This window comes from Bradyrhizobium sp. Bra64 (genome assembly GCF_024519875.1).
GTDB classification, from domain to species: Bacteria; Pseudomonadota; Alphaproteobacteria; order Rhizobiales; family Xanthobacteraceae; genus Bradyrhizobium; species Bradyrhizobium japonicum_G.
On sequence record NZ_JALJRD010000022.1, the window covers coordinates 63,492 to 85,052 of the forward strand.

Annotated in this window: 26 protein-coding genes; 18 read left to right on the forward strand and 8 right to left on the reverse strand. The window is 64.2% G+C overall.

The window, feature by feature from the left end; all coding sequences use genetic code 11:
* Window positions 1-37 precede the first annotated feature (37 nt).
* The 5 genes from NR187_RS33415 (at window position 38) to kynU (ending at window position 5,192) form a co-directional block, all read left to right on the forward strand.
* Window positions 38-763 (forward strand): pyridoxamine 5'-phosphate oxidase family protein, encoded by a 726-nt coding sequence (locus tag NR187_RS33415; RefSeq protein ID WP_211385488.1) that lies wholly within the window; start codon window positions 38-40, stop codon window positions 761-763.
* Window positions 764-817: 54 nt separating this feature from the next.
* Window positions 818-2,095 carry an ArgE/DapE family deacylase gene (locus NR187_RS33420; RefSeq protein ID WP_256809275.1) on the forward strand — a complete coding sequence of 426 codons (1,278 nt, stop codon included), beginning with the start codon at window positions 818-820 and terminating at the stop codon, window positions 2,093-2,095.
* A gap of 203 nt (window positions 2,096-2,298) precedes the next feature.
* Window positions 2,299-3,108 (forward strand): alpha/beta hydrolase, encoded by an 810-nt coding sequence (locus tag NR187_RS33425; protein WP_211385490.1) that lies wholly within the window; start codon window positions 2,299-2,301, stop codon window positions 3,106-3,108.
* 33 nt (window positions 3,109-3,141) lie between these two features.
* A complete protein-coding gene (gene kynA / locus NR187_RS33430; RefSeq protein ID WP_211385491.1) occupies window positions 3,142-3,981 on the forward strand; it encodes a tryptophan 2,3-dioxygenase in 840 nt (279 codons plus the stop codon).
* A gap of 8 nt (window positions 3,982-3,989) precedes the next feature.
* Window positions 3,990-5,192, forward strand: a complete 1,203-nt coding sequence (kynU, locus tag NR187_RS33435) for a kynureninase (protein WP_211385492.1) — start codon at window positions 3,990-3,992, stop codon at window positions 5,190-5,192.
* A gap of 110 nt (window positions 5,193-5,302) precedes the next feature.
* Here the strand turns inward: kynU and NR187_RS33440 are convergent, their stop codons facing one another.
* Window positions 5,303-6,091, reverse strand: a complete 789-nt coding sequence (locus NR187_RS33440) for a cobalamin-binding protein (RefSeq protein WP_211385493.1) — start codon at window positions 6,089-6,091, stop codon at window positions 5,303-5,305.
* A 119-nt stretch (window positions 6,092-6,210) separates the two neighbouring features.
* On the opposite strand from NR187_RS33440, the gene NR187_RS33445 reads away from it, so the two are divergent.
* Together NR187_RS33445 and NR187_RS33450 are read left to right on the forward strand one after the other, a co-directional pair.
* Window positions 6,211-6,612, forward strand: a complete 402-nt coding sequence (locus tag NR187_RS33445; RefSeq protein WP_211385494.1) for a PaaI family thioesterase — start codon at window positions 6,211-6,213, stop codon at window positions 6,610-6,612.
* Window positions 6,613-6,762: 150 nt separating this feature from the next.
* Window positions 6,763-7,392 (forward strand): N-acetyltransferase family protein, encoded by a 630-nt coding sequence (locus NR187_RS33450; RefSeq protein WP_372703290.1) that lies wholly within the window; start codon window positions 6,763-6,765, stop codon window positions 7,390-7,392.
* Between the two features lie 76 nt (window positions 7,393-7,468).
* Here the strand turns inward: NR187_RS33450 and NR187_RS33455 are convergent, their stop codons facing one another.
* From NR187_RS33455 to NR187_RS33470, 4 genes are all read right to left on the reverse strand, one after another.
* Window positions 7,469-7,774, reverse strand: a complete 306-nt coding sequence (locus NR187_RS33455; RefSeq protein WP_212244604.1) for a hypothetical protein — start codon at window positions 7,772-7,774, stop codon at window positions 7,469-7,471.
* 95 nt (window positions 7,775-7,869) lie between these two features.
* A complete protein-coding gene (locus NR187_RS33460) occupies window positions 7,870-8,556 on the reverse strand; it encodes a DUF2161 domain-containing phosphodiesterase (protein WP_256809284.1) in 687 nt (228 codons plus the stop codon).
* A gap of 133 nt (window positions 8,557-8,689) precedes the next feature.
* Window positions 8,690-9,370, reverse strand: a complete 681-nt coding sequence (locus tag NR187_RS33465) for an SDR family oxidoreductase (protein WP_256809285.1) — start codon at window positions 9,368-9,370, stop codon at window positions 8,690-8,692.
* Window positions 9,371-9,393: 23 nt separating this feature from the next.
* On the reverse strand, window positions 9,394-10,137 hold the full coding sequence (locus NR187_RS33470) for a tyrosine-protein phosphatase (protein WP_256809286.1): 744 nt from the start codon (window positions 10,135-10,137) through the stop codon (window positions 9,394-9,396).
* A gap of 72 nt (window positions 10,138-10,209) precedes the next feature.
* On the opposite strand from NR187_RS33470, the gene NR187_RS33475 reads away from it, so the two are divergent.
* Window positions 10,210-10,536, forward strand: a complete 327-nt coding sequence (locus NR187_RS33475; RefSeq protein ID WP_256809288.1) for an MliC family protein — start codon at window positions 10,210-10,212, stop codon at window positions 10,534-10,536.
* A 116-nt stretch (window positions 10,537-10,652) separates the two neighbouring features.
* Here the strand turns inward: NR187_RS33475 and NR187_RS33480 are convergent, their stop codons facing one another.
* On the reverse strand, window positions 10,653-10,856 hold the full coding sequence (locus NR187_RS33480; protein WP_256809290.1) for a DUF2735 domain-containing protein: 204 nt from the start codon (window positions 10,854-10,856) through the stop codon (window positions 10,653-10,655).
* A 538-nt stretch (window positions 10,857-11,394) separates the two neighbouring features.
* Between NR187_RS33480 and NR187_RS33485 the strand changes: the two genes are divergently transcribed.
* The 4 genes from NR187_RS33485 (at window position 11,395) to NR187_RS33500 (ending at window position 14,872) form a co-directional block, all read left to right on the forward strand.
* Window positions 11,395-12,429, forward strand: coding sequence for a glutamine synthetase beta-grasp domain-containing protein (locus NR187_RS33485; protein WP_148740899.1), 1,035 nt, complete (start codon window positions 11,395-11,397; stop codon window positions 12,427-12,429).
* Window positions 12,430-12,617: 188 nt separating this feature from the next.
* Window positions 12,618-13,319: a GrlR family regulatory protein gene (locus NR187_RS33490; RefSeq protein ID WP_211385804.1), complete on the forward strand. Its 702-nt coding sequence runs from the start codon at window positions 12,618-12,620 to the stop codon at window positions 13,317-13,319.
* An 18-nt stretch (window positions 13,320-13,337) separates the two neighbouring features.
* Window positions 13,338-14,021 (forward strand): substrate-binding domain-containing protein, encoded by a 684-nt coding sequence (locus tag NR187_RS33495; protein ID WP_256809292.1) that lies wholly within the window; start codon window positions 13,338-13,340, stop codon window positions 14,019-14,021.
* A gap of 32 nt (window positions 14,022-14,053) precedes the next feature.
* A complete protein-coding gene (locus NR187_RS33500; RefSeq protein ID WP_211385805.1) occupies window positions 14,054-14,872 on the forward strand; it encodes a tetratricopeptide repeat protein in 819 nt (272 codons plus the stop codon).
* A 48-nt stretch (window positions 14,873-14,920) separates the two neighbouring features.
* Here the strand turns inward: NR187_RS33500 and NR187_RS33505 are convergent, their stop codons facing one another.
* Window positions 14,921-15,379, reverse strand: a complete 459-nt coding sequence (locus NR187_RS33505) for a hypothetical protein (RefSeq protein WP_256809294.1) — start codon at window positions 15,377-15,379, stop codon at window positions 14,921-14,923.
* Window positions 15,380-15,509: 130 nt separating this feature from the next.
* Here NR187_RS33505 and NR187_RS33510 point away from each other — a divergent pair, with 130 nt between their 5' ends.
* The 3 genes from NR187_RS33510 to NR187_RS33520 all read left to right on the forward strand — a co-directional run bounded on the left by NR187_RS33510 (window position 15,510) and on the right by NR187_RS33520 (window position 17,150).
* Window positions 15,510-15,977, forward strand: a complete 468-nt coding sequence (locus NR187_RS33510) for a hypothetical protein (RefSeq protein ID WP_211385503.1) — start codon at window positions 15,510-15,512, stop codon at window positions 15,975-15,977.
* A gap of 58 nt (window positions 15,978-16,035) precedes the next feature.
* Window positions 16,036-16,185 carry a hypothetical protein gene (locus NR187_RS33515; RefSeq protein ID WP_007591825.1) on the forward strand — a complete coding sequence of 50 codons (150 nt, stop codon included), beginning with the start codon at window positions 16,036-16,038 and terminating at the stop codon, window positions 16,183-16,185.
* A 254-nt stretch (window positions 16,186-16,439) separates the two neighbouring features.
* Window positions 16,440-17,150: a hypothetical protein gene (locus tag NR187_RS33520; RefSeq protein WP_256809296.1), complete on the forward strand. Its 711-nt coding sequence runs from the start codon at window positions 16,440-16,442 to the stop codon at window positions 17,148-17,150.
* A gap of 53 nt (window positions 17,151-17,203) precedes the next feature.
* Here the strand turns inward: NR187_RS33520 and NR187_RS33525 are convergent, their stop codons facing one another.
* The gene (locus NR187_RS33525) at window positions 17,204-18,118 is read right to left on the reverse strand and encodes a LysR family transcriptional regulator (RefSeq protein ID WP_372703291.1); all 915 of its coding nucleotides are present in this window, start codon (window positions 18,116-18,118) and stop codon (window positions 17,204-17,206) included.
* A 75-nt stretch (window positions 18,119-18,193) separates the two neighbouring features.
* Between NR187_RS33525 and NR187_RS33530 the strand changes: the two genes are divergently transcribed.
* From NR187_RS33530 to NR187_RS33540, 3 genes are all read left to right on the forward strand, one after another.
* The gene (locus NR187_RS33530) at window positions 18,194-18,655 is read left to right on the forward strand and encodes a heme-binding protein (RefSeq protein ID WP_211385505.1); all 462 of its coding nucleotides are present in this window, start codon (window positions 18,194-18,196) and stop codon (window positions 18,653-18,655) included.
* A gap of 166 nt (window positions 18,656-18,821) precedes the next feature.
* Entirely contained in the window at window positions 18,822-20,444 is a 1,623-nt protein-coding gene (locus tag NR187_RS33535) for an ABC-F family ATP-binding cassette domain-containing protein (protein ID WP_211385506.1), read from the forward strand.
* 69 nt (window positions 20,445-20,513) lie between these two features.
* Window positions 20,514-21,389 carry an MBL fold metallo-hydrolase gene (locus tag NR187_RS33540; RefSeq protein ID WP_211385507.1) on the forward strand — a complete coding sequence of 292 codons (876 nt, stop codon included), beginning with the start codon at window positions 20,514-20,516 and terminating at the stop codon, window positions 21,387-21,389.
* Window positions 21,390-21,561: the final 172 nt, after the last annotated feature.

Below are 21,561 nucleotides of genomic sequence, written 5' to 3' on the forward strand. Positions count from 1 at the left end.
CCATCCTGGAACTGTTCAAAGCCCGACAGGAGCGGCCGTGAGCCAGACTGAAAGCCAGAATTCCTACCCGACGTCGGCGCGCAACCAGGTGAAGCGCCGTCACGACCGCGGCTTCTACGATCACGACACCGTTCATCGCATCCTGGACTCCTCGATGCTCTGCCACGTCTCCTATGCGATCGACGGCCAGCCCTATTGCACGCCGACTTTCTTCTGGCGCGAGGGGACGAAACTGTACTGGCACGGCTCGAGCGCCAGCCGCATGCTGCGCAACCAGACCAAGGGCGAGCGCGTCTGCCTGACGGTCGCCCATCTCGATAGCCTGGTGCTGGCGCGCTGCGGCTTCAACCACTCCGCAGATTACCGGGCCGTGATGGCATTCGGTACGGCCTATCTCGTTACCGATTCCGAGGAGAAGAAGCGGGCGGTGACCGCCATGGTCGATCGCTTTTTCCCCGAGCGCACGGCGAGCCTGCGGGCAAGCAACACACAGGAGATCAAGGCGACCTCCTTCATCGCGATGGAGATCGAGGAGGCCTCGGCGAAAATCCGCGCCAAGGGTGTCGCCGACGATGATGAGGACTATGAGTTGCCGATCTATGCCGAGCGCATTCCGGTACGCACCGTGCTCGGCGCGCCCGAGCCGTGCCCGCGCCTGCTCGACGGCGTGACGCGCCCCGCCACGCTCGATGGCTATTCGGAAGGCCGACTGCTCGAAGATGCATTGCGGGATGCCTATTTTGCAGAGTACCCGAACGGCTGAAATCGGCTAGCTTGCGCTCCATCGATGATCTGAATGCCCGATTGGAGTTGCCTGATGAATGCCGAGACGCAGCAGAGGATTCTTGACGCCGTCGATGCCGGCTTCGAAGCCCAGCTTGCGACCACAAGCGATTTCGTCGCGATCCCTTCGACGCGCGGAGCGGAAGGGCCGTGCCAGGACATGATCGGCGACCTCCTGCGCGAGCGTGGCTACGAGGTCGACGATTGGCATATCAATGTCGACGATCTCAAGGATCTGCGCGGCTTCGGCCCGATCGAGCATGATTTCTCCAGGGCGCGCTCGGTAGTCGGCACTTATCGCCCCAAGACCGAGGCCGGCAAGTCGCTGATCCTGCAGGGCCACTGCGACGTGGTGCCGGCAGGGCCGCTGGAATTGTGGGACACCCCGCCGTTCTCGCCCGTCATCAAGGACGGCAAGATGTTCGGCCGCGGCGCCTGCGACATGAAGTCGGGCACCATTGGCGCGCTTTACGCGCTGGATGCCATCAAGGCCGCGGGCCTCAAGCCGACGGCACGGATCCTCTTCCAGTCGGTGATCGAGGAAGAGAGCACCGGCGTCGGCGCACTCTCGACATTGCAGCGCGGCTATCGCGCGGACGCCTGCTTCATTCCTGAGCCGACCGGGGGCAAGATGGTGCGCTCGCAGGTCGGCGTGATCTGGTTTCGCCTGCGCGTGAAGGGCCATCCGACCCATGTCGCCTTTGCCGGCTCCGGCGCCAACGCCATCATGGCGGCCTATCATTTGATCCAGGCGCTGCAAAAACTCGAAATCGAATGGAACGAGCGCGCAAAGGCGGATCGGCACTTCAAGACGCTGAACCATCCCATCAACTTCAACCCAGGCATCATCAAGGGCGGCGACTGGGCCTCGAGCGTGCCGGCCTGGTGCGACGTCGATTGCCGGATTGCGGTGCTGCCTGGCTGGTCGATCGCCGATCACCAGAGGGAGATCGCGGCCTGCGTTGCGGCTGCCGCGCGCAACCACCGCTTCCTCGCCAACAATCCGCCTGAGATCGAATGGTCGGGCTTCCTTTCGGAGGGGTATGAACTGACCAACGCCGCCGCGCCCGAGGCCGCGTTCGGCAAGGCCTTCAACACCGTCTATGGCGGCGCCGTCGAAGACCTCGTCTTCACCGCGCTCACCGATACGCGTTTCTACGGGCTCAATCACGGCATCCCGAGCCTGTGCTTCGGCGCCAGCGGCGGCGAGATGCACGGTTTCAACGAATATGTCGATCTGGATTCGCTGAAGAAGACGACCAAGGCGATGGCGCTGTTCATCGCGGATTGGTGCGGGGTGGAGAAGGCGTAGCGGCGAACTGTGCTTTCTCCAATCCAGGCTACCGCCGCGGAAAAACTCTGGGTTGTTTCGCTGCGCTCGGGTCGTCGCGAGCGGCGCCTGCCCAATCCACCGGCTCTCCCAGATGCTTTAAGCTTAAAATAAAGACTAGGATGGCGGCCGCCTCGATGGCAGACTGGCGCCTGGTCACGGGGCCTGAGTCCTTGGGAGCAACAATGCGCGATTGGGATGACGCTTATGCCAATTCGGCCCACATCCCGGGCTCGGACAAGATGCCGGCACAGTGGGCGGAACGAGCGGCGGCTTACCGCGCCGGGCTGAAGGATTTTCGCGCCGACATCGCCTACGGTCCGGGCGAGCGCCAGCGCTTCGACCTGATCCTGCCCGAGGGCGACAGCAAGGGCCTCGTCGTGTTCGTTCACGGCGGCTACTGGATGCGCTTCGACAAATCGACCTGGACCGATCTGGCCGAGGGCGCGCGGCTTCATGGCTGGACCGTGGCGCTGCCGAGCTACACGCTGGCGCCGGCCGCGCGCATCTCCGACATCACGGCGGAAATCACCACCGCGATTGCGAAAGCGGCTTCGCTCGTCGCAGGGCCAATCCGGCTCGCCGGCCATTCCGCCGGCGGCCATCTCGTCACGCGGATGCTGTGCGACGACAGCCGGCTGGAGCCCGCCGTCTACAACCGCATTGCCGGCACGCTCTCGATCAGCGGCCTGCATGATCTGCGACCGCTGCTCAAGACTGGGATGAACGAGACGCTGCGCATGACGATGGAAGAGGCGACGCTGGAAAGCGCCGCGCTGCATCTGCCGCGTGGACACTCGCCTGTGACCGCCTGGGTCGGCGGCGGCGAGCGACCCGAATTCATCCGCCAGTCCGATCTGATGGCCAATGTCTGGACTGGATTCGACGTGCCGACGCGCCTCGTCGTCGATCCCGGGCTCAACCATTTTACCGTGATCGATGCCTTGAAAGATCCGTCGTCGCCAATCACCGCGCGCCTGATCGGCCTCGACTGACGAGGCCTGCAAGATCGATCGAAAGGGCCTGTCATGACGTCCAGCGATTACGATCCCTCAAGCGAAGGCGCCGAGACCGATTTCGCCCGGCGCATGTCCTATGGCAACTATCTGGCGCTGGACGCGATCCTCGGCGCGCAGCATCCGCTTTCGGAAGCGCATGACGAGATGCTGTTCATCATCCAGCATCAGACCACCGAACTGTGGATGCGCCTCGCCATCCATGAGCTCAGCGCCGCTCGCCGTGCGATCGCGAAGGATGAGGTGCAGCCCGCGATGAAGATGCTGGCACGGATGTCGCGCATCTTCGAACAGCTCAATGGTGCCTGGGACGTGCTGCGCACCATGACGCCGAGCGAGTATACGCGCTTCCGCTCCCAGCTTGGCCAGTCCTCGGGTTTCCAGTCGCGGCAATACCGGCTGATCGAATTTCTGCTCGGCAACCGCAACCACGCGATGCTGAAGCCGCACGCGCACGATGTGGAAACGACCGAGCTGCTCGAAACCGAACTCGCGACGCCAAGTCTCTATGACGAAGTGCTGCGGCTCGCCGACCGCAACGGGCTCAAGATGCCGGCGGCCGTGCTGGCGCGCGATGTTCGCGAGACCCATAGCTTCAACGAGGGCGTGCTGCAGGCCTGGCGTGTCGTCTACGAGGCGCCTGAGACGCATTGGATGCTTTACGAGCTTGCCGAGAAGCTGGTCGACTTCGAGGATTATTTCCGCCGCTGGCGCTTCAACCACGTGACGACGGTCGAGCGCGTCATCGGATTCAAGCGCGGCACGGGCGGCACCGGCGGTGTCAGCTACCTCAAGCGCATGCTGGAGGTCGAGCTGTTCCCCGAACTCTGGCGCGTGCGTACGATATTGTAGAGATGTCCATGACCAGGCTTCGCGTCTATGACGACACCAAAGCACTGTTCTATCTGCCTGACGGGGTGATCTACCTCGACGGCAATTCGCTCGGCGCGCTGCCGCTCGGCGTTGCCGAGCGCGTCAACCGCGTCATCACGGCGGAATGGGGCAACGAGTTGATCCGCGCCTGGAACACCGCGGGCTGGTATGTGCAGCCGCGCCATGTCGGCGATCGCATCGCGCGGCTGATCGGCGCAGAGGCCGGCTCCGTGATGGTTGGAGACACGCTGTCGCTCAAGGTCTATCAGGCCCTTGCCGCCGCGCTAGACATGAACTCGTCGCGCAAGGTCGTCCTGTCGGACACCGGTAATTTCCCGACCGACCTCTACATGGCCGAGGGGCTGATCGCGACGCTCGGGCGCGGCCATCAATTGCGCCTGGCTGCGCCGGAGGAAATCGAGGATTCGTTGTCCGAGGAGATCGCGGTGCTCTACATCACCGAGGTCGATTATCGCACCGGACGCCGCCACGACATGGCGAGGCTGACGGCGAAGGCGCATGCGCTCGGCATCGTCACCGTCTGGGATCTCGCGCATTCGGCTGGTGCGCTGCCGGTCGATCTCGCGGGCAGCGGCGCCGATTTCGCTGCGGGGTGTACCTATAAATACATCAACGCCGGCCCCGGCGCGCCGGCGTTCCTCTACGTCGCGCCGCGACACGCCGACAGCGTCCGCGCCGCCTTGTCGGGTTGGATGGGGCATGCAAAGCCGTTTGCGTTCGAACTGGCCTATGCGGCTGCCGGTGGCGTCGAGCGGATGCGTGTCGGCACGCCGCCGGTGCTTGCAATGGCGGCGCTGGAAGCCTCGCTCGACATCTGGGACCGCGTCGACATCCGGGAGGTCCGCGCATGTTCGCTGGCGCTCGGCGATCTCCTGATTGCCGAGGTCGAACGCCGATGTCCGTCCTTGAAGCTCGTCACCCCACGCACGCAAGAGCGCCGGGGCTCGCAGGTCTCATTCGCCTTCGACGGCGGTTACGCCGCCATGCAGGCCCTGATCGCCCGCGGTGTCATCGGCGATTTCCGCGCGCCCGACATCATGCGGTTCGGCATCACGCCGCTGTACATCGGCGAAGGCGAGATCGTTCGGGCGGCCGAGATCATCGAGGACGTGATCGCAGGCGAGGTGTGGCGGCAGCCGGAATATCAGGTCGTGAACGCGGTGACGTGAGATACGAAGGCTGCCTCAACCGTCAAAGCGAGCGCAGCGAAGCAATCCAGAAATGTATCCGCGGAAAGATTCTGGATTGCTTCGCTGCGCTCGCAATGACGGCAGAGAGGTCAAGAGCACGTCCCCCACAACGCCTTCACGATCGCATCGAGCCCATCCGTCAGCGCGGCAGGCCCCGGTTGCAGTATGATCGGTGACTTGATCTCGACGATGCGGTTGTCGCGCACGGCGGGAATCTCGCTCCATCCATCGCGCTGCTTGATGCGGGCCGGCACGACCTTCTTGCCGCACCAAGATGCAAGGATCACCTGGGGCGCGGCCTCGCGTACCGCGTCCGCCGAAACGATCCGATCCTTCGCGGCCTGCTGATGCCGCAGCTCCGGAAACGCATCCGCGCCGCCCGCGATCTCGATCAGTTCGGACACCCAGCCGATGCCCGAGATCAGCGGATCGTCCCACTCCTCGAAATAGACCTTTGGCCGTGGCAGACGGCGGGGCGTCTCGGCGATCGCAGCGAGGCGCTTTTCGAAACTTCGCGCGAGTTCCTCGGCGCGCTCGGCCGCGCCGACCAGCGCGCCGAGGGTGCGGAGCATTGTCAGGATCCCGGCGACGTCGCGCTGGTTGAAGACGTGGACGTCGACGCCGGCGCGGACGAGATCGGCAACGATGCCGGCCTGAAGATCGGAGAACGCCAGCACGAGGTCCGGTTCCAGCGCCAGGACCTTCGGGATGTCCGCCGAGACGAAGGCCGACACCCGTGGCTTCTCGCGCCGCACCTGCGGCGGCCGGACGGCGTAGCCGGAGACGCCGACAATGCGATCCTGCTCGCCCAGCAGATAGAGCGTTTCGACCGTCTCTTCGGTCAGGCAGACGATACGGCGGGGGGGGAAGTGGCGCATGGGAAGAGCATATGCGCAAATGCGGGCGCAGATGTCAGCACGGCGATTACCTCTGACGTCATTGCTTTGCCGCGCGAAGCCATTCACGCTGGGACAACAATGAATTGGGAGGATATCCGATGACGCCGCTCGAGAAACTCAAAGCGATGAAGATGCCGTTCGCCGAGCTCAAGGGCGTCGAGTTCGTCGAAGCCGAGAAGGACCGTGTGGTAGCGCGGATGACGGTGAGGCCCGATCTCTGCACGCTTCATCACACCATTCACGGCGGCGCGGTGATGGCGCTGGCCGATTCCGTCGGTGCGGCGGCGACCGTGATCAATCTGCCTGACGATGCCAAGGGCACGACCACGCTGGAGAGCAAGACCAACTTCATCGGCGGGGCCAAGCAGGGAACCACGGTCATCGCGACCGCGACCCCGATCCACAGGGGGCGGCGGACCCAGGTCTGGACCACCCGGCTGGAAACCGAGGACGGCAAGCTGGTCGCCGTCGTCACCCAGACTCAGCTCGTCCTCGTATGAATACGGGGGCTTGATTCTGTTAACGAATTAGTCGTCTCCGATGCCTGAAACTTGAGCAGGTTCCCGTCTTGAAAATTATGCTGCGACGCACAATATTGGGGGCCTAGGGATTCGAACGCCTCCTCGAGGGACACCAAGAGGAGTTTTGACTTGTCACTCGAAGCAGATCTGGAATTTGAAGAAACCAACCGCGCCAAGTCCGTTCCGGGCTATGTGCGGACCTTGAGCCAACAGGAAGAATTGCCGCTTCTGCGCGATCACCTGCTCAGGCTGGATGCCGAAAGCCGGCACGACCGTTTCAACGGTTTTCTCGACGACAGTTTTATCGAGCGTTACGCCGCCCGCTGTGCCGAGGATGGCACCGTGATCGTCGCCTACATCGTCGACGGCGTGGTGCGCGGTGCGGCCGAGCTGCATCCGCCGGAGGATGATTCGCTGCCTGAGGTCGCCTTCAGCGTGGAAGCCTCCGCACGGCGCCAGAACGTCGGCACCATCTTGTTCAGCCGCCTGATCGCGGAAGCGCGCTGGAAGGGCTACAAGCGCCTGCGCATCACCACGGGCGCCGAGAATCATGCGATGCGGGCGCTCGCCAGGAAGTTCGGAGCAAATCTGCAATTCCGCTACGGCGAATCGACCGGTACGATCGACCTCGCCAAGTCGCCCGAGGACGAACTGGCTGATCTCGCAGCCTCGCCATTTGCCGCTGGGCGCGCTCTTCTCAGCTTCAACTCGACCTGCTGGAAGATCATCTCCAGCATGTATGGCAATCGCGCCGCCTGACCTGTAAAGGCGGGCGGAATCAAAAAGCGGACCGGCAAAACCGGTCCGCTTCTTTATTGGGGGAGGGACTAAGCGCTCAGGTGCCGGTGCGCTTGTCGTTGCCGAAACGGCGCACGACGCGGCGCTCGACCACCACTGAACGCTGCGCGCCCTGTTCGCCGGCGATCACGCGCGTTGCCGTGATGCGGCTGTTGGTGCGGGCCTGCTTCTTCACCTCGGCCTGAACGACATCGAGCGGCATGCCCATCAACGCAGCGGCGATCTCGGCCTGCTGCTCATGATCGTCGGTGATGCCGACGGCGGCGAAGATCGCCTCGTCCAGGGTCGGCGGATCGTGGCGCACGCGCCGCGTGCCATATTTGGTATTCCAGTCTGCGCTCATAACGGCCTCGTTTCGATGCCGGGATACCTAGTGCCGGTGATGTTGCATTGCAATATGAAATCGGTGTGGCATCTCAGCTATGCACCGGTCGGGTGTCATGGCGGTGACGCGGCGCCGGCGCCGATCTCAACCTTTTGTTGCGGCCAGCGCTTCAGCGCCGCATGGCCCGCTTCCGTGAGTCCGTAGATTCCCCGGTCCGCGCGTTCGAACCAGCCATACACATTGTTAAGCAAGATCTTGCCGGCGTCGGGGCAGCTTTCGCGCAATTCGCTCACGCGCCGCGGGCCGGCCGCTAGCTCGGAGGCGCAGGCCAGCGCCTGCTGGCGATACGCCGTCATGATCGGCGCGCGCGTGCTGCCGCCGAGCACGGGATCGCCCTGGCGGCGCTGATGCTCTGCGACGAGGCGAGAGCGCGTCTTCGGCTCGCGGCGCGGCGCCGCGGTCGGTGGCTTCACCAGCACCTCGACCTCGCCGCGCTCGGTTACCCCGAGCATACCGAAGCCGAGGCGGCGGCAGAGATTGCGATAGCGCGCGTCGCTCTCGCGGCCCTTGCCGCGCATGGAGATCCTGGCGGCGATCCAGACCTCGTCGCCGGCGGGCGCACGGTCGACCGCCTGAAGGATCAGCTCGAGATTGAAGGCGAGCTTCAGCTCGCCGATCACCACGACAGGCGGATCGCCGGCGCTGAGACCGACGAGGTCGCAGCCGCCGATCTCGCCCTTGACCGTGAAGCCGAGCTCTTCGAGGAAGCGTTTGACGGGCAGGTAGAGCGCGGTTTCCAAAGATAGCGTCCGAGTCTTGCGTTCCGATCGGAGAATCAGTTGCGGCCAGTCTAGCCCGGATCGGATTCGCGGCTCTGCGCCATTTGATCGGGAACCGATGCTGCGGTGATCCTGCGGCCGGAATAGTGCCGGATCAGACCCGCCCGGCCACCGGGATCAGCGCGCCGGTGATGCCGCTTGCGGCGTCGCTGGCGAGGAACAGGATGACTTCGGCGAGTTCCCGCGGCGTCACCCATTTGGAAAAATCCGCTTTCGGCATGTCGGCGCGGTTGGTTTTGGTGTCGATGATCGAGGGCAGCACCGCGTTCACCGTGACCTTGCCTTTCCACTCGCTCGCAAGCGCTTCGGTGAGGCGATGCACGCCGGCTTTCGACGCCGCATAGGGGCCCATGCCGGAGCCGGCCTGAAGCGCGCCCATGGCGCCGATGTTGACGATGCGGCCGGCATTGGACGCGGCGAGACGCGGCAGTGCCGCGTGCGAGGTGTTGAGGGCGGTCAGCACGTTGAGGGCATACATGCGCTGCCACGTCTTGATGTCGCCGTCGCCGACGGTCTCGAAGGCGAAACCGCCGGCGATGTTGATCAGCGCATCGAGCCTGCCGAAGTGCTTTGCCGCCGCCTCCACCGCCGCCTTCGCTTGGCCTGCATCGGACAGATCGACACCGCCGATCTCGATGCGTTCAGGGGCTGCGGGGATCTGCGAAGGCGCATGATCGATGGCCGCAACGCGCGCGCCACGCGACTGCGCGGTCTCGGCGACGACTTTTCCGAGTGCGCCGAGTGCGCCGGTTACGATCAGAACTTTGCCATGCATCGTCGTTCTCCCGGCGCGGCCGCCTACGATTGCAGATAACGCGCCTTCAGCGCGGACCGCTCCGATGTGCCGAGCTTGAGCCCGTCGCGCAAGTAGGTTTCGAGATCGCCGTAGTCGCGGCCGACGGCCTCGAATGCAGCAGCGAGATACGAGACCTCGACGCTTCCGATCGCGTCGAGAACGTCGGCGGGAAGATCGGAGGCGCTTGATGGATCACGCCTGTAGAGCCTGTTGGTCAGGAGGTAATCCTCGGCAATGATTTCATCGGCCACACCGAGCGCATGCAGGATCAGCGCGCTTGCAAAGCCGGTGCGGTCCTTGCCGGCGGTGCAGTGGATCACCAGCGGCGCGCGATCTTCCAGGAGATGGCTGAACAGGCTGCGGAAGCTGGCCGTGTTGTGGCGGACATAGTTGCGATAGGATTCGCGCATGAGCTCGAGTGCGACCGGCGCGGTCAGGCTGCCCCGGGCGAGCTCGGTGCGCAGCGCGGCCACGACCGTCGGCTCGATCGGCAGCGAATGCACCGTGATCTCGTTCACCACGCAGACGCCGGCCGCGCGCTCCTCCAGCCCACGAAAGTCGAACGCATGGCGCACACCGAGCGTGCGGACGATCTCGATATCGGCGGCGGTGAGCTGGCCGAGATGATTGGAGCGGAAGATGTGCCGCCAGCGCGTGGTACGGCCGTCTGCGGTCGGATAGCCGCCGAGGTCGCGGAAATTGCTGGCGCCTTGCAAGGCGAGATGACGGGCGGGGGACTCTGGCATGGGATCAGCTTTGGGTTATGTTTCCACTGGACGCACGACAGGCGTCCTTGGGGTCTATTACAGGGGGCGATCATGGGCCGGCACAAGGCCATACTTTTGGCGGTCACCCTGCTGACGGGCGGAATCACCGGTGTACGCCAGGCCGATGCGCAGACGTTCCGGACCTATCACTGCGCCGATGGTACGCAGTTCATCGTGGGGTTTTATGACTACGACAAGCGCGCGTTCGTCCAGATCGACGGCGAGCCGGTCACGCTTGCCAAGCGGCTGACGGTTTCTGGCGCACGCTATTCGGGGGCGGGGATCACGCTGAGGATTCCCAAGAGCGGAGCCACCACGGTCAAGCATCTGAAGCGGCCGGTCACGGCCTGTGCGGTGATCGAAAAGTCTGAGCTTTAGACTAGCCGGGAGTCCGCCGGAAATCAAAAAGGGCCGAAACCTCGTTGTTTCGACCCTTTTTCAAACTGCCGCCGGAAGCTTGCGAGAGCGCGGCGGTATCAAACCAACGATAGGCATCAGCGTTCCCATTTGGGTTTTGCTTCGTCGACCGCGTCCTGGTGGTACCAGCTATCGCTGCAGATCGAGACGTTCGCGGGAAGCGAAGCATGATCGGCGGGAAAGCGGGTGTCGCCATAGCGGCGCCCGGCGAGAGCCGCGCGGCCCCCGATGGGGAATTGGTAGATCGTTGCAGATCCGTGACTCAGACCATTGTTCATCATTTCGATTTGCTCCTCAGTCGAAGCGCCTTGGCCTCCATGGTGCGCCCGACTCGTTTGATTGTGGTTACCGGACTCCCCATATCGGCCCCGCACCACGAATTGGAAAGTGCTGAAAAGAAAATCAGCCGTAGCCCATTTTCTAGGCACGAAGCCTTCTGCATCCCCAAAGGCACCTCATGCGTGACCAACGCTTGAGCCATTCCAAAGGTTGCGGGTGAGGGCCGGTGCCTTCGCGAAAATTGCTGGACGTTGATGCCAGTTTCATCGGCAACCTCCGGCATGGGGGCGCCTGCTTCAGAATCAGGCGATTTCCGCTGGATTTTTGCAGTGCAGCTTCACGCAAAGGTGCGCCGCTATGACGCACGCCTTTGTGGTCGGTTTGCCGTCGGCAGAGAGCCCACGGCCCGGGTGCAGAACCTTCCACGCTGCGGCCTTTTGGCACGTTAAATGCTTGTAAACGGTCGGCCGATGATGGCCGGGTACAAACGTGCAGGGGCCTCCGGGCCCCCGCCTTTCGCATCATCAACAGAGAGGCTCAATGACCAAGTATAAGCTCGAGTACATCTGGCTCGACGGATATACGCCGACTCCGAACTTGCGCGGCAAAACACAGATCAAGGAATTCGCGTCGTTCCCGACGCTCGAGCAGCTTCCGCTCTGGGGCTTCGATGGCTCCTCCACCCAGCAGGCCGAAGGCCACAGCTCCGATTGCGTGCTGAAGCCGGTCGCGGTGTTCCCGGACGGCGCCCGCACCAACGGCGTGCTCGTGATGTGCGAAGTCATGATGCCCGATGGCAAGACCCCGCACTCGACCAACAAGCGCGCCACCATCCTCGACGACGAGGGCGCCTGGTTCGGCTTCGAGCAGGAGTACTTCTTCTACAAGGACGGCCGTCCGCTCGGCTTCCCGGCCTCCGGCTATCCGGCGCCGCAGGGCCCGTACTACACCGGCGTCGGCTATTCGAACGTCGGCGACATCGCCCGCAAGATGGTCGAAGAGCATCTCGACCTCTGCCTGGCTGCCGGCATCAACCACGAAGGCATCAATGCGGAAGTCGCCAAGGGCCAGTGGGAATTCCAGATCTTCGGCAAAGGCTCCAAGAAGGCCGCTGACGAAATGTGGATGGCCCGCTACCTGATGCTGCGCCTGACCGAAAAGTACGGCGTCGACATCGAATTCCACTGCAAGCCGCTCGGCGACACCGACTGGAACGGCTCCGGCATGCACGCCAACTTCTCCACCGAGTACATGCGTACGGTCGGCGGCAAGGAGTACTTCGAGGCGCTGATGGCGGCCTTCGACAAGAACCTGATGGACCACATCGCCGTCTACGGCCCGGACAACGACAAGCGTCTGACCGGCAAGCACGAGACCGCGCCGTGGAACAAGTTCAGCTACGGCGTTGCCGATCGTGGCGCCTCGATCCGCGTTCCGCACTCCTTCGTCAACAACGGCTACAAGGGCTATCTGGAAGACCGCCGTCCGAACTCGCAGGGCGACCCATACCAGATCGCTTCGCAGATCCTGAAGACGATCGCGTCCGTTCCGGCTGACAAGAAGGCCGCGGCCTAAGATCCTCCCGGCCCGGGCTGGGGGCTGGCCCGGGTTGGACTTCAATCCGCCGGTGTCGAAAGACACCGGCGGATTTTTATATTCTGATGAAAGCCGTTGTTGTGCGTCTGCCGGCCTGACGTCTGTCCATCGCCGGCGAAACCGGGCTAGAATGTCCCTGGATGCGCGCGGGGCCGGGGACACGGCTGGTGTTTGAAGGCTTCTACAAGGTGCGATTTCAGCTCGGCGACGGGGTCGGCCGGAGCGTGATGCATGCCGGCAACGGCAAGATGCTCGGCGGCAATTCGGCCTTCGCCCATATCGGCAGCTACGAGAAGACCGGCGGCGGCGTCGACATCGTCATCAAGACCGTCCGCCACAATCCAGACCCGAACTATCGCGCCATGGCCGGCACCGACGATGCGACCCTGCTGGCGAAGGGCTGGGCCGAAGGCGACCTCTATCGCTTCAAGGGCGAGCTGAAGGAGCTGCCCGGCGTGCCGTTCCAGTCGTTGATGACGCCGATCACCGAAGACGAGGTGCCGATCGCCGGTGGCGTCGGCGAGGCCGGAATCGCCGACGGGCTCTACTCGGTCCATCTGCGCATGCTCGACGGCGTCGATGGTGGCCTGACCGGCGTGATGCTGCTCAACAAGGGCCGCATCCTCGGCGGCGATGCATCGTTCTACTATCTCGGCAGCTACACCGCCGCCAACGGTCGCTGGAAGGGCCAGATCCTCAACCAGGAGCACACGCCCGCCAAGGACGATCCGATCTTCGGCGGCCACGAGGTCGGCATCGGTTTTTCCGGTACCTATGACGCGGAGCAGGCGGTGCTGGAGGCAACGGCGCTCGCCGGCAAGCGCAGCCTGCGCCTCACCGCTGCGCTCAAGCTGATGCACCGCGCCTGATCGCGACAGGAACAGCTCATGGAAAAAATCCGCATGCTCTCGACGCTCGGCCTGATGGGCGCGATGCGCAGCCTGTCCTCCGCCTTCGAGGCCGCCAGCGGCGTCCATGTCGACGCCGATTTCGCGCCGACCCTGGCACTGCTCAAGCGCCTGCGCGACGGCGAGGCCGCCGATCTCGTGATCCTCACGCGTGAGGGGCTCGACGAGATGATCGGCGAGGGCCGCGTGGTCACGGGCGGCGCGGCCGATCTGGCGCGCTCCTTCGTCGGAATCGCGGTGCGGGCAGGGCAGGCGCATCCGGACATCGCCACCGAAGCTGCGCTGCGCGTGACGCTGCTCGCGGCGCGGTCAGTCGCCTATTCGCGGCTCGGCGCGAGCGGGGTCTACTTCGCCCAACTGATCGTGCGGATGGGGATCGCGGCGGAGATCAACGCCACGGCGACCATCGTCGAGCAGGGCTTTACCGCGGAGCGGCTTGTCAGCGGCGAGGCCGATCTGGCCGTGCAGCAGATCAGCGAGCTGAAGCAGGTTGGCGGCATCGAGGTGATCGGCCCGATCCCGCATGATCTGCAGACACCGGCCGTGTTCTCGGCCGGCCGCATGGCGAGCGCGAAGCATGCCGGCGCCGCGGACCGGCTGCTGCGCTACCTGGCATCGCCGGAGGTCGTCCCGGTGCTGCGCCAATCGGGACTCGAGCCTTGAATTTTCCGGGGCGGCACCGCAACCTGACGTTCATGCGGACTTTCCTCGTTGCCATCCTCCTCACGCTTGCGGCGCCGTTTTCGGCGCATGCGCAATCCGCCGATCTCGTCCTGTGCGACCGGGTCGCCGCCGATCCCGGCGATCCCGACAAACCGGCCGATGTGAGAGGCGTGACGGAGATCGCGGCGTCCGACGTCGCGACCGCCATCAAATTCTGCAAGCAGGCCGCGCCGTCATCGCGCCGCGCGATGTTCGCGCTTGGCCGCGCCTATGCGGCCAATCGGCAAACGGCGGACGCGATGGCGGCCTGGCGCAAGGCCGCGGACAAGGGATCGAGCGCCGCGATGGTCGAGCTCGGCGTCGCCTATGGCACCGGCACGGGTGTCGCCAAGGACGAAGCGCAGGCGCGCAAGTTATTCGAGAAGGCGGCGCAGGCGGGCAATCCCCGCGGCATCAGCAATCTCGCCGCACTCGGCAGTACCGGCGGCGCGCCCGCCGATCCCGCGCAGGCGCGCGCACTGCTCGGCAAGGCCGCCGAGACCAACGCCGAAGCGCAGTACCAGCTCGGCCTGATGCTGTCCGAAGGAGCGGGCGGTGCGAAGGACGACGTCGCTGCGCGCGCGTTGTTCGAGAAGGCGGCGGCGCAGAACCATCCCGGCGCGCTGGAGCGGATGGGCGCCTTCGCCCAGGACGGCCGCGGCGGGCCAAAGGACAAGGATGCCGCGAAAGCCTATTACGAGCGCGCAGCTGCCCTCGGCGACGACGATGCGAAGAAGGCGCTGGAGCGGCTGCGCTGTCCCTATGCGATCAAGGACAAGCAGGGCAAGCTCGTCACGACGCTGTGCTTCTAAAGCGCGGCGAGAAAAACCGCTGCACGCTTTTCCGGGTCGTGCTCTCGCTCACTTCATGTAGTAGGCGAGATTGTTGCGGGCGTCGCGATAGGTGGTCTCGAGGAAATCAGGATATTCCGCGGCAGCCCGCGCGACCGCGCGGACGACGCACTCCCAGAAATCGCCGTCCCATTTGAAATGCGCCTCGGCTGCGCCCTCGAAATTGACGGCGGTGATGATGGCCTGCCTGATCGCATCGTCGCTGGCTCGCGGATGGGCGCGTTTCACATAACCGAACATCGGGCCCTCATGGGCGTGGTCGCGAGCGTAGCGATAGTTTTCGCTGATCTGCTGCGGCGAGAGGGTACGATTGATGCGGACCTCTTCGTCGGTCGGCCGACCCTCGATCGAGTCGAGACGATAGCGCCAGCGCCAGAGCTCGAACGCGGCATCGAGCAGCGGCTGCTTCGCCGCGCTGGCGATCAAGGCCGCGATCTGCGCCTCGGCTGATGGTTCGAACCGTTCCATGCCGCTTTGTCGCGCGCCTTTACCCGCGGGTTCGAAGCCGGCCTTGATCGAGCGCAAGGCCGCAGGCCGCCGCGTCGTCCTACACTTTTGCCTCACAGGAACTTGGGCCGCACGGGAATGGAGATCTGCGATGAAGCTTCGGGGTTGGATGCTGGCGCTGGCCGGCCTGGGAGCGGCGACCGCCGTGGCTGCGCAGGACCTCAGATCGCCGTCCGCGGACCAGTACGTGCCCCGGCTCGGCGACATCATGAGCGCCGCGCAGACACGCCATCAGAAGCTTTGGCTGGCCGGCAAGGCGCAGAACTGGGAGCTTTCCGCCTACGAGCTGCACCAGCTGAGGGCGAACCTGGTCGAGGCCGCAGTGCTCTATTCGGGCATTCCCGTCAGCAACGTCACGACGCTGGAGCCGTCGCTGCAATCGCTGTCGGACGCGATCGCGGCGAAGGACGGGCGCAAATTCGCAAAGGCCCTGGGCGGGCTGACCGAAGGCTGCAATGCCTGCCACCGCTCGATGGGACGAAGCTTCGTCGTCATGAAGGTTCCCTCCGATCCGCAGCCGTTCGCCAACCAGCAGTTCGCGCCGCAAGCCAAGCCGTGAAGGAACGGACCTTGTGCGAAGAGGGTTGATCCCGAAAGGCACGACGGAAGGCGCCACCATGATACGCAAGCTCGCATCCGGCGAATATCGCCTCTATTCGCGCAAGGTGAATCCCAAGACCGGCAAGCGCCGCAACCTCGGCACGTTCAGGAGCCGCGCGGCGGCCGAGAAGCACGAACGCGAGGTGCAGTATTTCAAGCGCCACTAGCCCAGCGATGAGCGCCGGACCGGACAAACAAAAAAAATTGGAAAACAACCCCATGCACAGTAGCCAAAGTGCTGAAACGAATAAATAGTTCTGATTTGGCGAAATGTATTTGACCCGTCGGGCAAAACAGGGGCATGATGTCATCATGGCACGATGGGCTCCGCGAGCGGCCCTGCGCGGAAAAGCCGGATGGCCTCAGCGCGGCGGCGGTGCTAGGTAGCCTCGATTCCTTTTGATTTTGCGGGTCTATTGCGTTGCTGGACGGGCTCTACAAGGTTGAATACGGCATCCACGATGCCTTCGGACGCAGCATCATGTGCCTGCATGACGGCAAGATGCTGGGCGGCAATTCGGCGTTCGCCCATCTTGGACAGTATCAGGAGCGCGACGACGGCGAGATCGTCGCCGAGGTCATCACCGAACGGCATAACGAGGATCCCAATTACAAGCCGCTGATGGGGGCCGATGTCGCTTCGATCGGCGCGCGCGGCCGGCTGATCGGCAACCAGATCCGTCTGGAGGGCAGCGCGGACACGATGCCGGGCGGTCGTTTCTGGGCCAATCTCACCCGGCTCGACGATGATGGAGCGCTGCCGCCACGCGGCACGATCGGAGAGGGCGGCATCGTCAACGGTCTCTACGGAGTCAGCCTGCGCGCGCTCGACGGCGTCGAGGCCGGGCTCTCCGGCGTCATGCTGCTGATGGATGGCCGCATCCTCGGGGGCGATGCGTTCTTCTACTATCTCGGCGCCTACTCGTCGGCGAATGGCCGCTGGAAGGGCGAGATGCTGAACCAGGAGCACACGCCGGCGAAGGGTGAAAATCCCGTGTTCGGCGGCTACGAGGTCGGGATCGGCTTCTCCGGCACCTGCACAGCGGATAGCGGCGAGCTCGAAGGCATCGCGCTCGCCGGCAAGCGCAGCCTGCGCCTTGCGGCCTCGCTCAAGCTGATGCGTCGGGCGTGAACGTCAATTCGTTCGATCATGCCTGACGACGTCGGCGCATCGGAGACAGCAAGTCATATCCGCAGAGCGGAAAGCCGGGCCACGAGGAATTCGATGGCAGCGCGGACTCGCCGAGGCATCGCACCGGCTCCCCGCTTGGGCCAGACAATCTGGAGCGGGATGGGCGGCGGCTCGTGGCCGACAAGGATTTGCTCGACGATCCCCTGATCGATGAGCCTGCGGACCTGCCAGAGCGGAGCGAGCCCGATACCAAAGCCGGACGCGACGGTCGCATTGCGTGCCGCGGCACTCTCTGACCGGAAGCGACCATGCACTTCGATACGCTTATTGTTGCCCCCGAATGCCCATCTGTCGTCATCGCTCGCTCGCAACACGCATTCATGACGGGATAATTCCTGCGGATGCTCGGGACGACCATGGGCGGCGAGATAGGCCGGCGAAGCGAACACTGCCCAGCTTAGTCCACCGATCCGGCGAGTCCGCAAATTCGAGTCCGGCAGGTTGCCGATGCGAATGGCAAAATCGAGCTTCTCGGCGACGAGATCGACATGCTCATCGGACAGGACGAGCTCAAGGTTGATTTCCGGATTCCGCGCCAGGAATTGGCTCAGGATGGGAGTGACGTATTCGGGGCCGAAAAGGCTCGATGTCCCGATGCGGATGGCGCCGGCAAGCCGCCGGTCGCTGGCGAGCAGATCCTCGCGCGCGGCGTCGATGGTCGTGAGGGCGATGCGGATGCGGCCGGCGAATTCGAGGCCTGCAGGTGTGGGGTGCAGGCGGCGCGTCGTCCGCGATACGAGCTGCACGCCAAGATCGTCCTCGAGCCGCGCAAGCGAACGGCTCACCGACTGTAGCGATCTGCCGAGACGCGTTGCCGCGAACGTCAGGCTACCCTCGTCAATCACGGCCAGAAACGTCGCAAAATCCGCAAGCGAGGTCAGCGTTACTCTCCCGGAAAGTGAGATAATATGTCTGTGCGGCCGGCTATTATCATCAGAAGTGTGATGTGTTGTGAATGGGCTCCCAATGACCTGGAGCTTCCCATGACAAAACCAGATGCCTGCGCGGCAAAAGCCCCCCTGGCGGCCCTGACGCCTCTCTATGGTGTCCCGATCACTCTTGATGAGGCGACGCTCGTGGCCGATGCGGCGCGGGCCGAAGCGCAACGTCATGGCTGGCCCATGGTGGTCGTCATTACCGACAGCGGCGGCCATCTCGTTCTGTTGTACCGTCTCGATCAGGCGCAGCACGGCAGCGTGCTTGTTGCGCAGCAGAAGGCGAAGACAGCCGTCGATTTCAGGCGGCCGACGGGGGCGTTCGAATCCGCGTTGGCGGACGGCGGCCTTCACTTGCGGCTGCTGGGCATGACCAACCTGACGCCTCTGGAGGGCGGCCTTCCGATCCTGCGAGACGGCAGGGTGATCGGGGGGATCGGCGTATCGGGTATGCAGTCAACCCAGGATGCGCAGGTTGCCGCGGCAGGTCTTGCGGCCTTCGGTGCCTGACGCCTCCAAAGGGCGTATGAGCCACTGCCCCATAGCCATTAAGTCTCGGGGCGGATTGCGGGAATTTGGCGGCTGGCGAGGGCGGAATCCGGGTCCAGCCGGGCTTCCCCTGGCGGCCCGCATGGCCTAAGACGCTGCAACGCAAAAATCCCCCCAAAAAGACCCCATGATCCGCCTCGACAACGTCAGCAAGCAAGCCGGCCACCAGATCCTGTTCATCGAAGCCTCGGCCGCCCTCAACAAGGGCGAGAAGATCGGCCTCGTAGGCCCGAACGGGGCCGGCAAGACCACGCTATTCCGGATGATCGCCGGTGAGGAACTGCCCGACGAAGGGCAGGTCTCGACCGATCGCGGCATCACCATCGGCTATTTCAGCCAGGATGTCGGCGAGATGAGTGGCCGCAGCGCGGTCGCCGAGGTCATGGACGGGGCGGGTCCGGTCAGCGAGGTCGCAAGCGAGCTGCGCGAGCTCGAAGCCGCGATGGCCGATCCTGACAAGGCCGACCAGATGGACGAGATCATCGCTCGCTACGGAGAGGTGCAGCACCGTTTCGAGGAGCTCGACGGCTACGCGCTCGATGGCCGGGCGCGCGAGGCGCTCAACGGTCTCGGCTTCAGCCAAGAGATGATGGAGGGCGACGTCGGCAAGCTCTCCGGCGGCTGGAAGATGCGCGTGGCGCTGGCCCGCATCCTCCTGATGCGGCCCGACGTCATGCTGCTCGACGAGCCGAGCAACCATCTCGATATCGAGAGCCTGATCTGGCTGGAAAAATTTCTGCACGATTACGAAGGCACGCTCTTGATGACCTCGCACGACCGCGAGTTCATCAACCGCGTGATCTCGAAAGTGATCGAGATCGATAGCGGCTCGCTCACCACCTACACCGGCGATTACGAGTTCTACGAGCAGCAGCGCGCGCAGAACGAGAAGCAACAGCAGGCCCAGTTCGAGCGCCAGCAGGCGATGCTCGCCAAGGAGATCAAGTTCATCGAGCGCTTCAAGGCGCGCGCCTCGCACGCGGCCCAGGTGCAGAGCCGGGTCAAGAAGCTCGACAAGATCGAGCGGGTCGAGCCGCCGCGCCGCCGCCAGACGGTGGCCTTCGACTTCCCGCCGGCGCCGCGCTCCGGCGAGGACGTCGTCGCGCTCAAGAACGTCTACAAGGGTTACGGCAGCAAGCGCATCTATGACGGTCTCGATTTCATGATCCGCCGCAGGGAGCGCTGGGCGGTGATGGGCGTCAACGGCGCCGGCAAGTCGACGCTGCTCAAGCTCATCGCCGGTGCGAGCGAGCCGGACGAGGGCACGGTCGCGGTCGGCGGCAGTGTGAAGATGGGCTATTTCGCCCAGCATGCGATGGACCTGCTCGACGGCGAGCAGACGGTGTTTCAATCACTCGAATACGCGTTTCCGACCGCGGGGCAGGGGAGCTTGCGCGCGCTCGCCGGCTGCTTCGGCTTCTCCGGCGACGATGTCGAGAAGCGCTGCCGCGTGCTCTCGGGCGGCGAGAAGGCGCGACTTGTGATGGCCAAGATGCTGTTCGATCCGCCGAACTTCCTGGTGCTGGACGAGCCGACCAACCATCTCGACCTCGCCACCAAGGAGATGCTGATCACGGCGCTGTCGGATTTCGAGGGCACCATGCTGTTCGTCTCGCATGACCGGCATTTTCTTGCGACTCTTTCGAACCGGGTGCTGGAGTTGACGCCGGAGGGCATCCACCAGTTCGGCGGCGGCTACACCGAATACGTCGCGCGGACCGGACAAGAGGCGCCGGGGTTGCGGAGCTAGCGTTTCGCGGCGTGCCTTGACGCGCTGACGCCACCCGTTACGCTCCTTCAAAAAGGGAGCGAAACAACCATGAAGCAACTGCGGATCGGCGACATCACCATCGATGCGGTGATCGAGCGGGAAGGGCCGTGGCGGCGGCCGCAAGACTTTTTCCCGGCTTATGACGACGGTGTGTTCAAGCACCATCTACCGACGATGGAGCCGGAGGTGTTCGACGCCGCGCGCGGCATGATGGTCATCACCTACCAGACCTTCGTGGTGCGCACGCCGCGCTACACCATCCTGGTCGACACCTGCACCGGCGAGGACAAGGGCCATCCGCCGCCGTTCGACTTTCCCGGCAAGGAGCGCTGGCGCAACGAGCTGTTCGCGCTCGGCATCGGTTTTGAGCAGATCGACTATGTCTTCTGCACCCATCTGCACATCGACCACACCGGCTGGAATACAACGTTGCGCGACGGCCGCTGGGTGCCGACGTTTCCGAACGCGAAATACGTCTTCCACAAGGGCGAGTATGCGGCCTGGGAGGCCGAGAACGCTGAAGGTAACAACCCGCCCGGCACCGTCTTCCGCGACAACTGCCTGCCGATCGTCGAGGCAGGCCAGGCGCTATTGGTCGACGACGATTATGCGTTGGACGATACGGTCACGTTGACGCCGACGCCGGGGCATTCGCCCTGTCATTGCTGCGTGAACATCTTTTCGAAGGGGCAGCGCGCCGTGGTCGCGGGCGACCTCATGCATCACCAGATCCAGTGCCGCGAGCCGGATTGGTCGGCCAAGCCCGATTGGGATGCAAAGCAGTCAGCGGTGTCGCGGCGAAAGTTCTTCGCTTCCGTCGCCGACACCGACACGCTGATCCTGCCGATCCATTTTCCGACGCCGACGGTGGGCCTCATCAAGCCGCTCGGCGCCGCGTTCGACTACCGGTTCAGGCGGGAGTGAGGTGCTTCACCTCGCCCCGCTTGCGGGGAGAGGTCGAATTTGCGCAAAGCGCAAATTCGGGTGAGGGGCAGGGCTATCGCATATGAAGAAAAGCGTGGCGGACAGCTTGCCTGCGGCCCATCCTTCGAGACGCCCGCCTACGGCGGGCCCTCAGGATGAGGTCGCGTTTTGC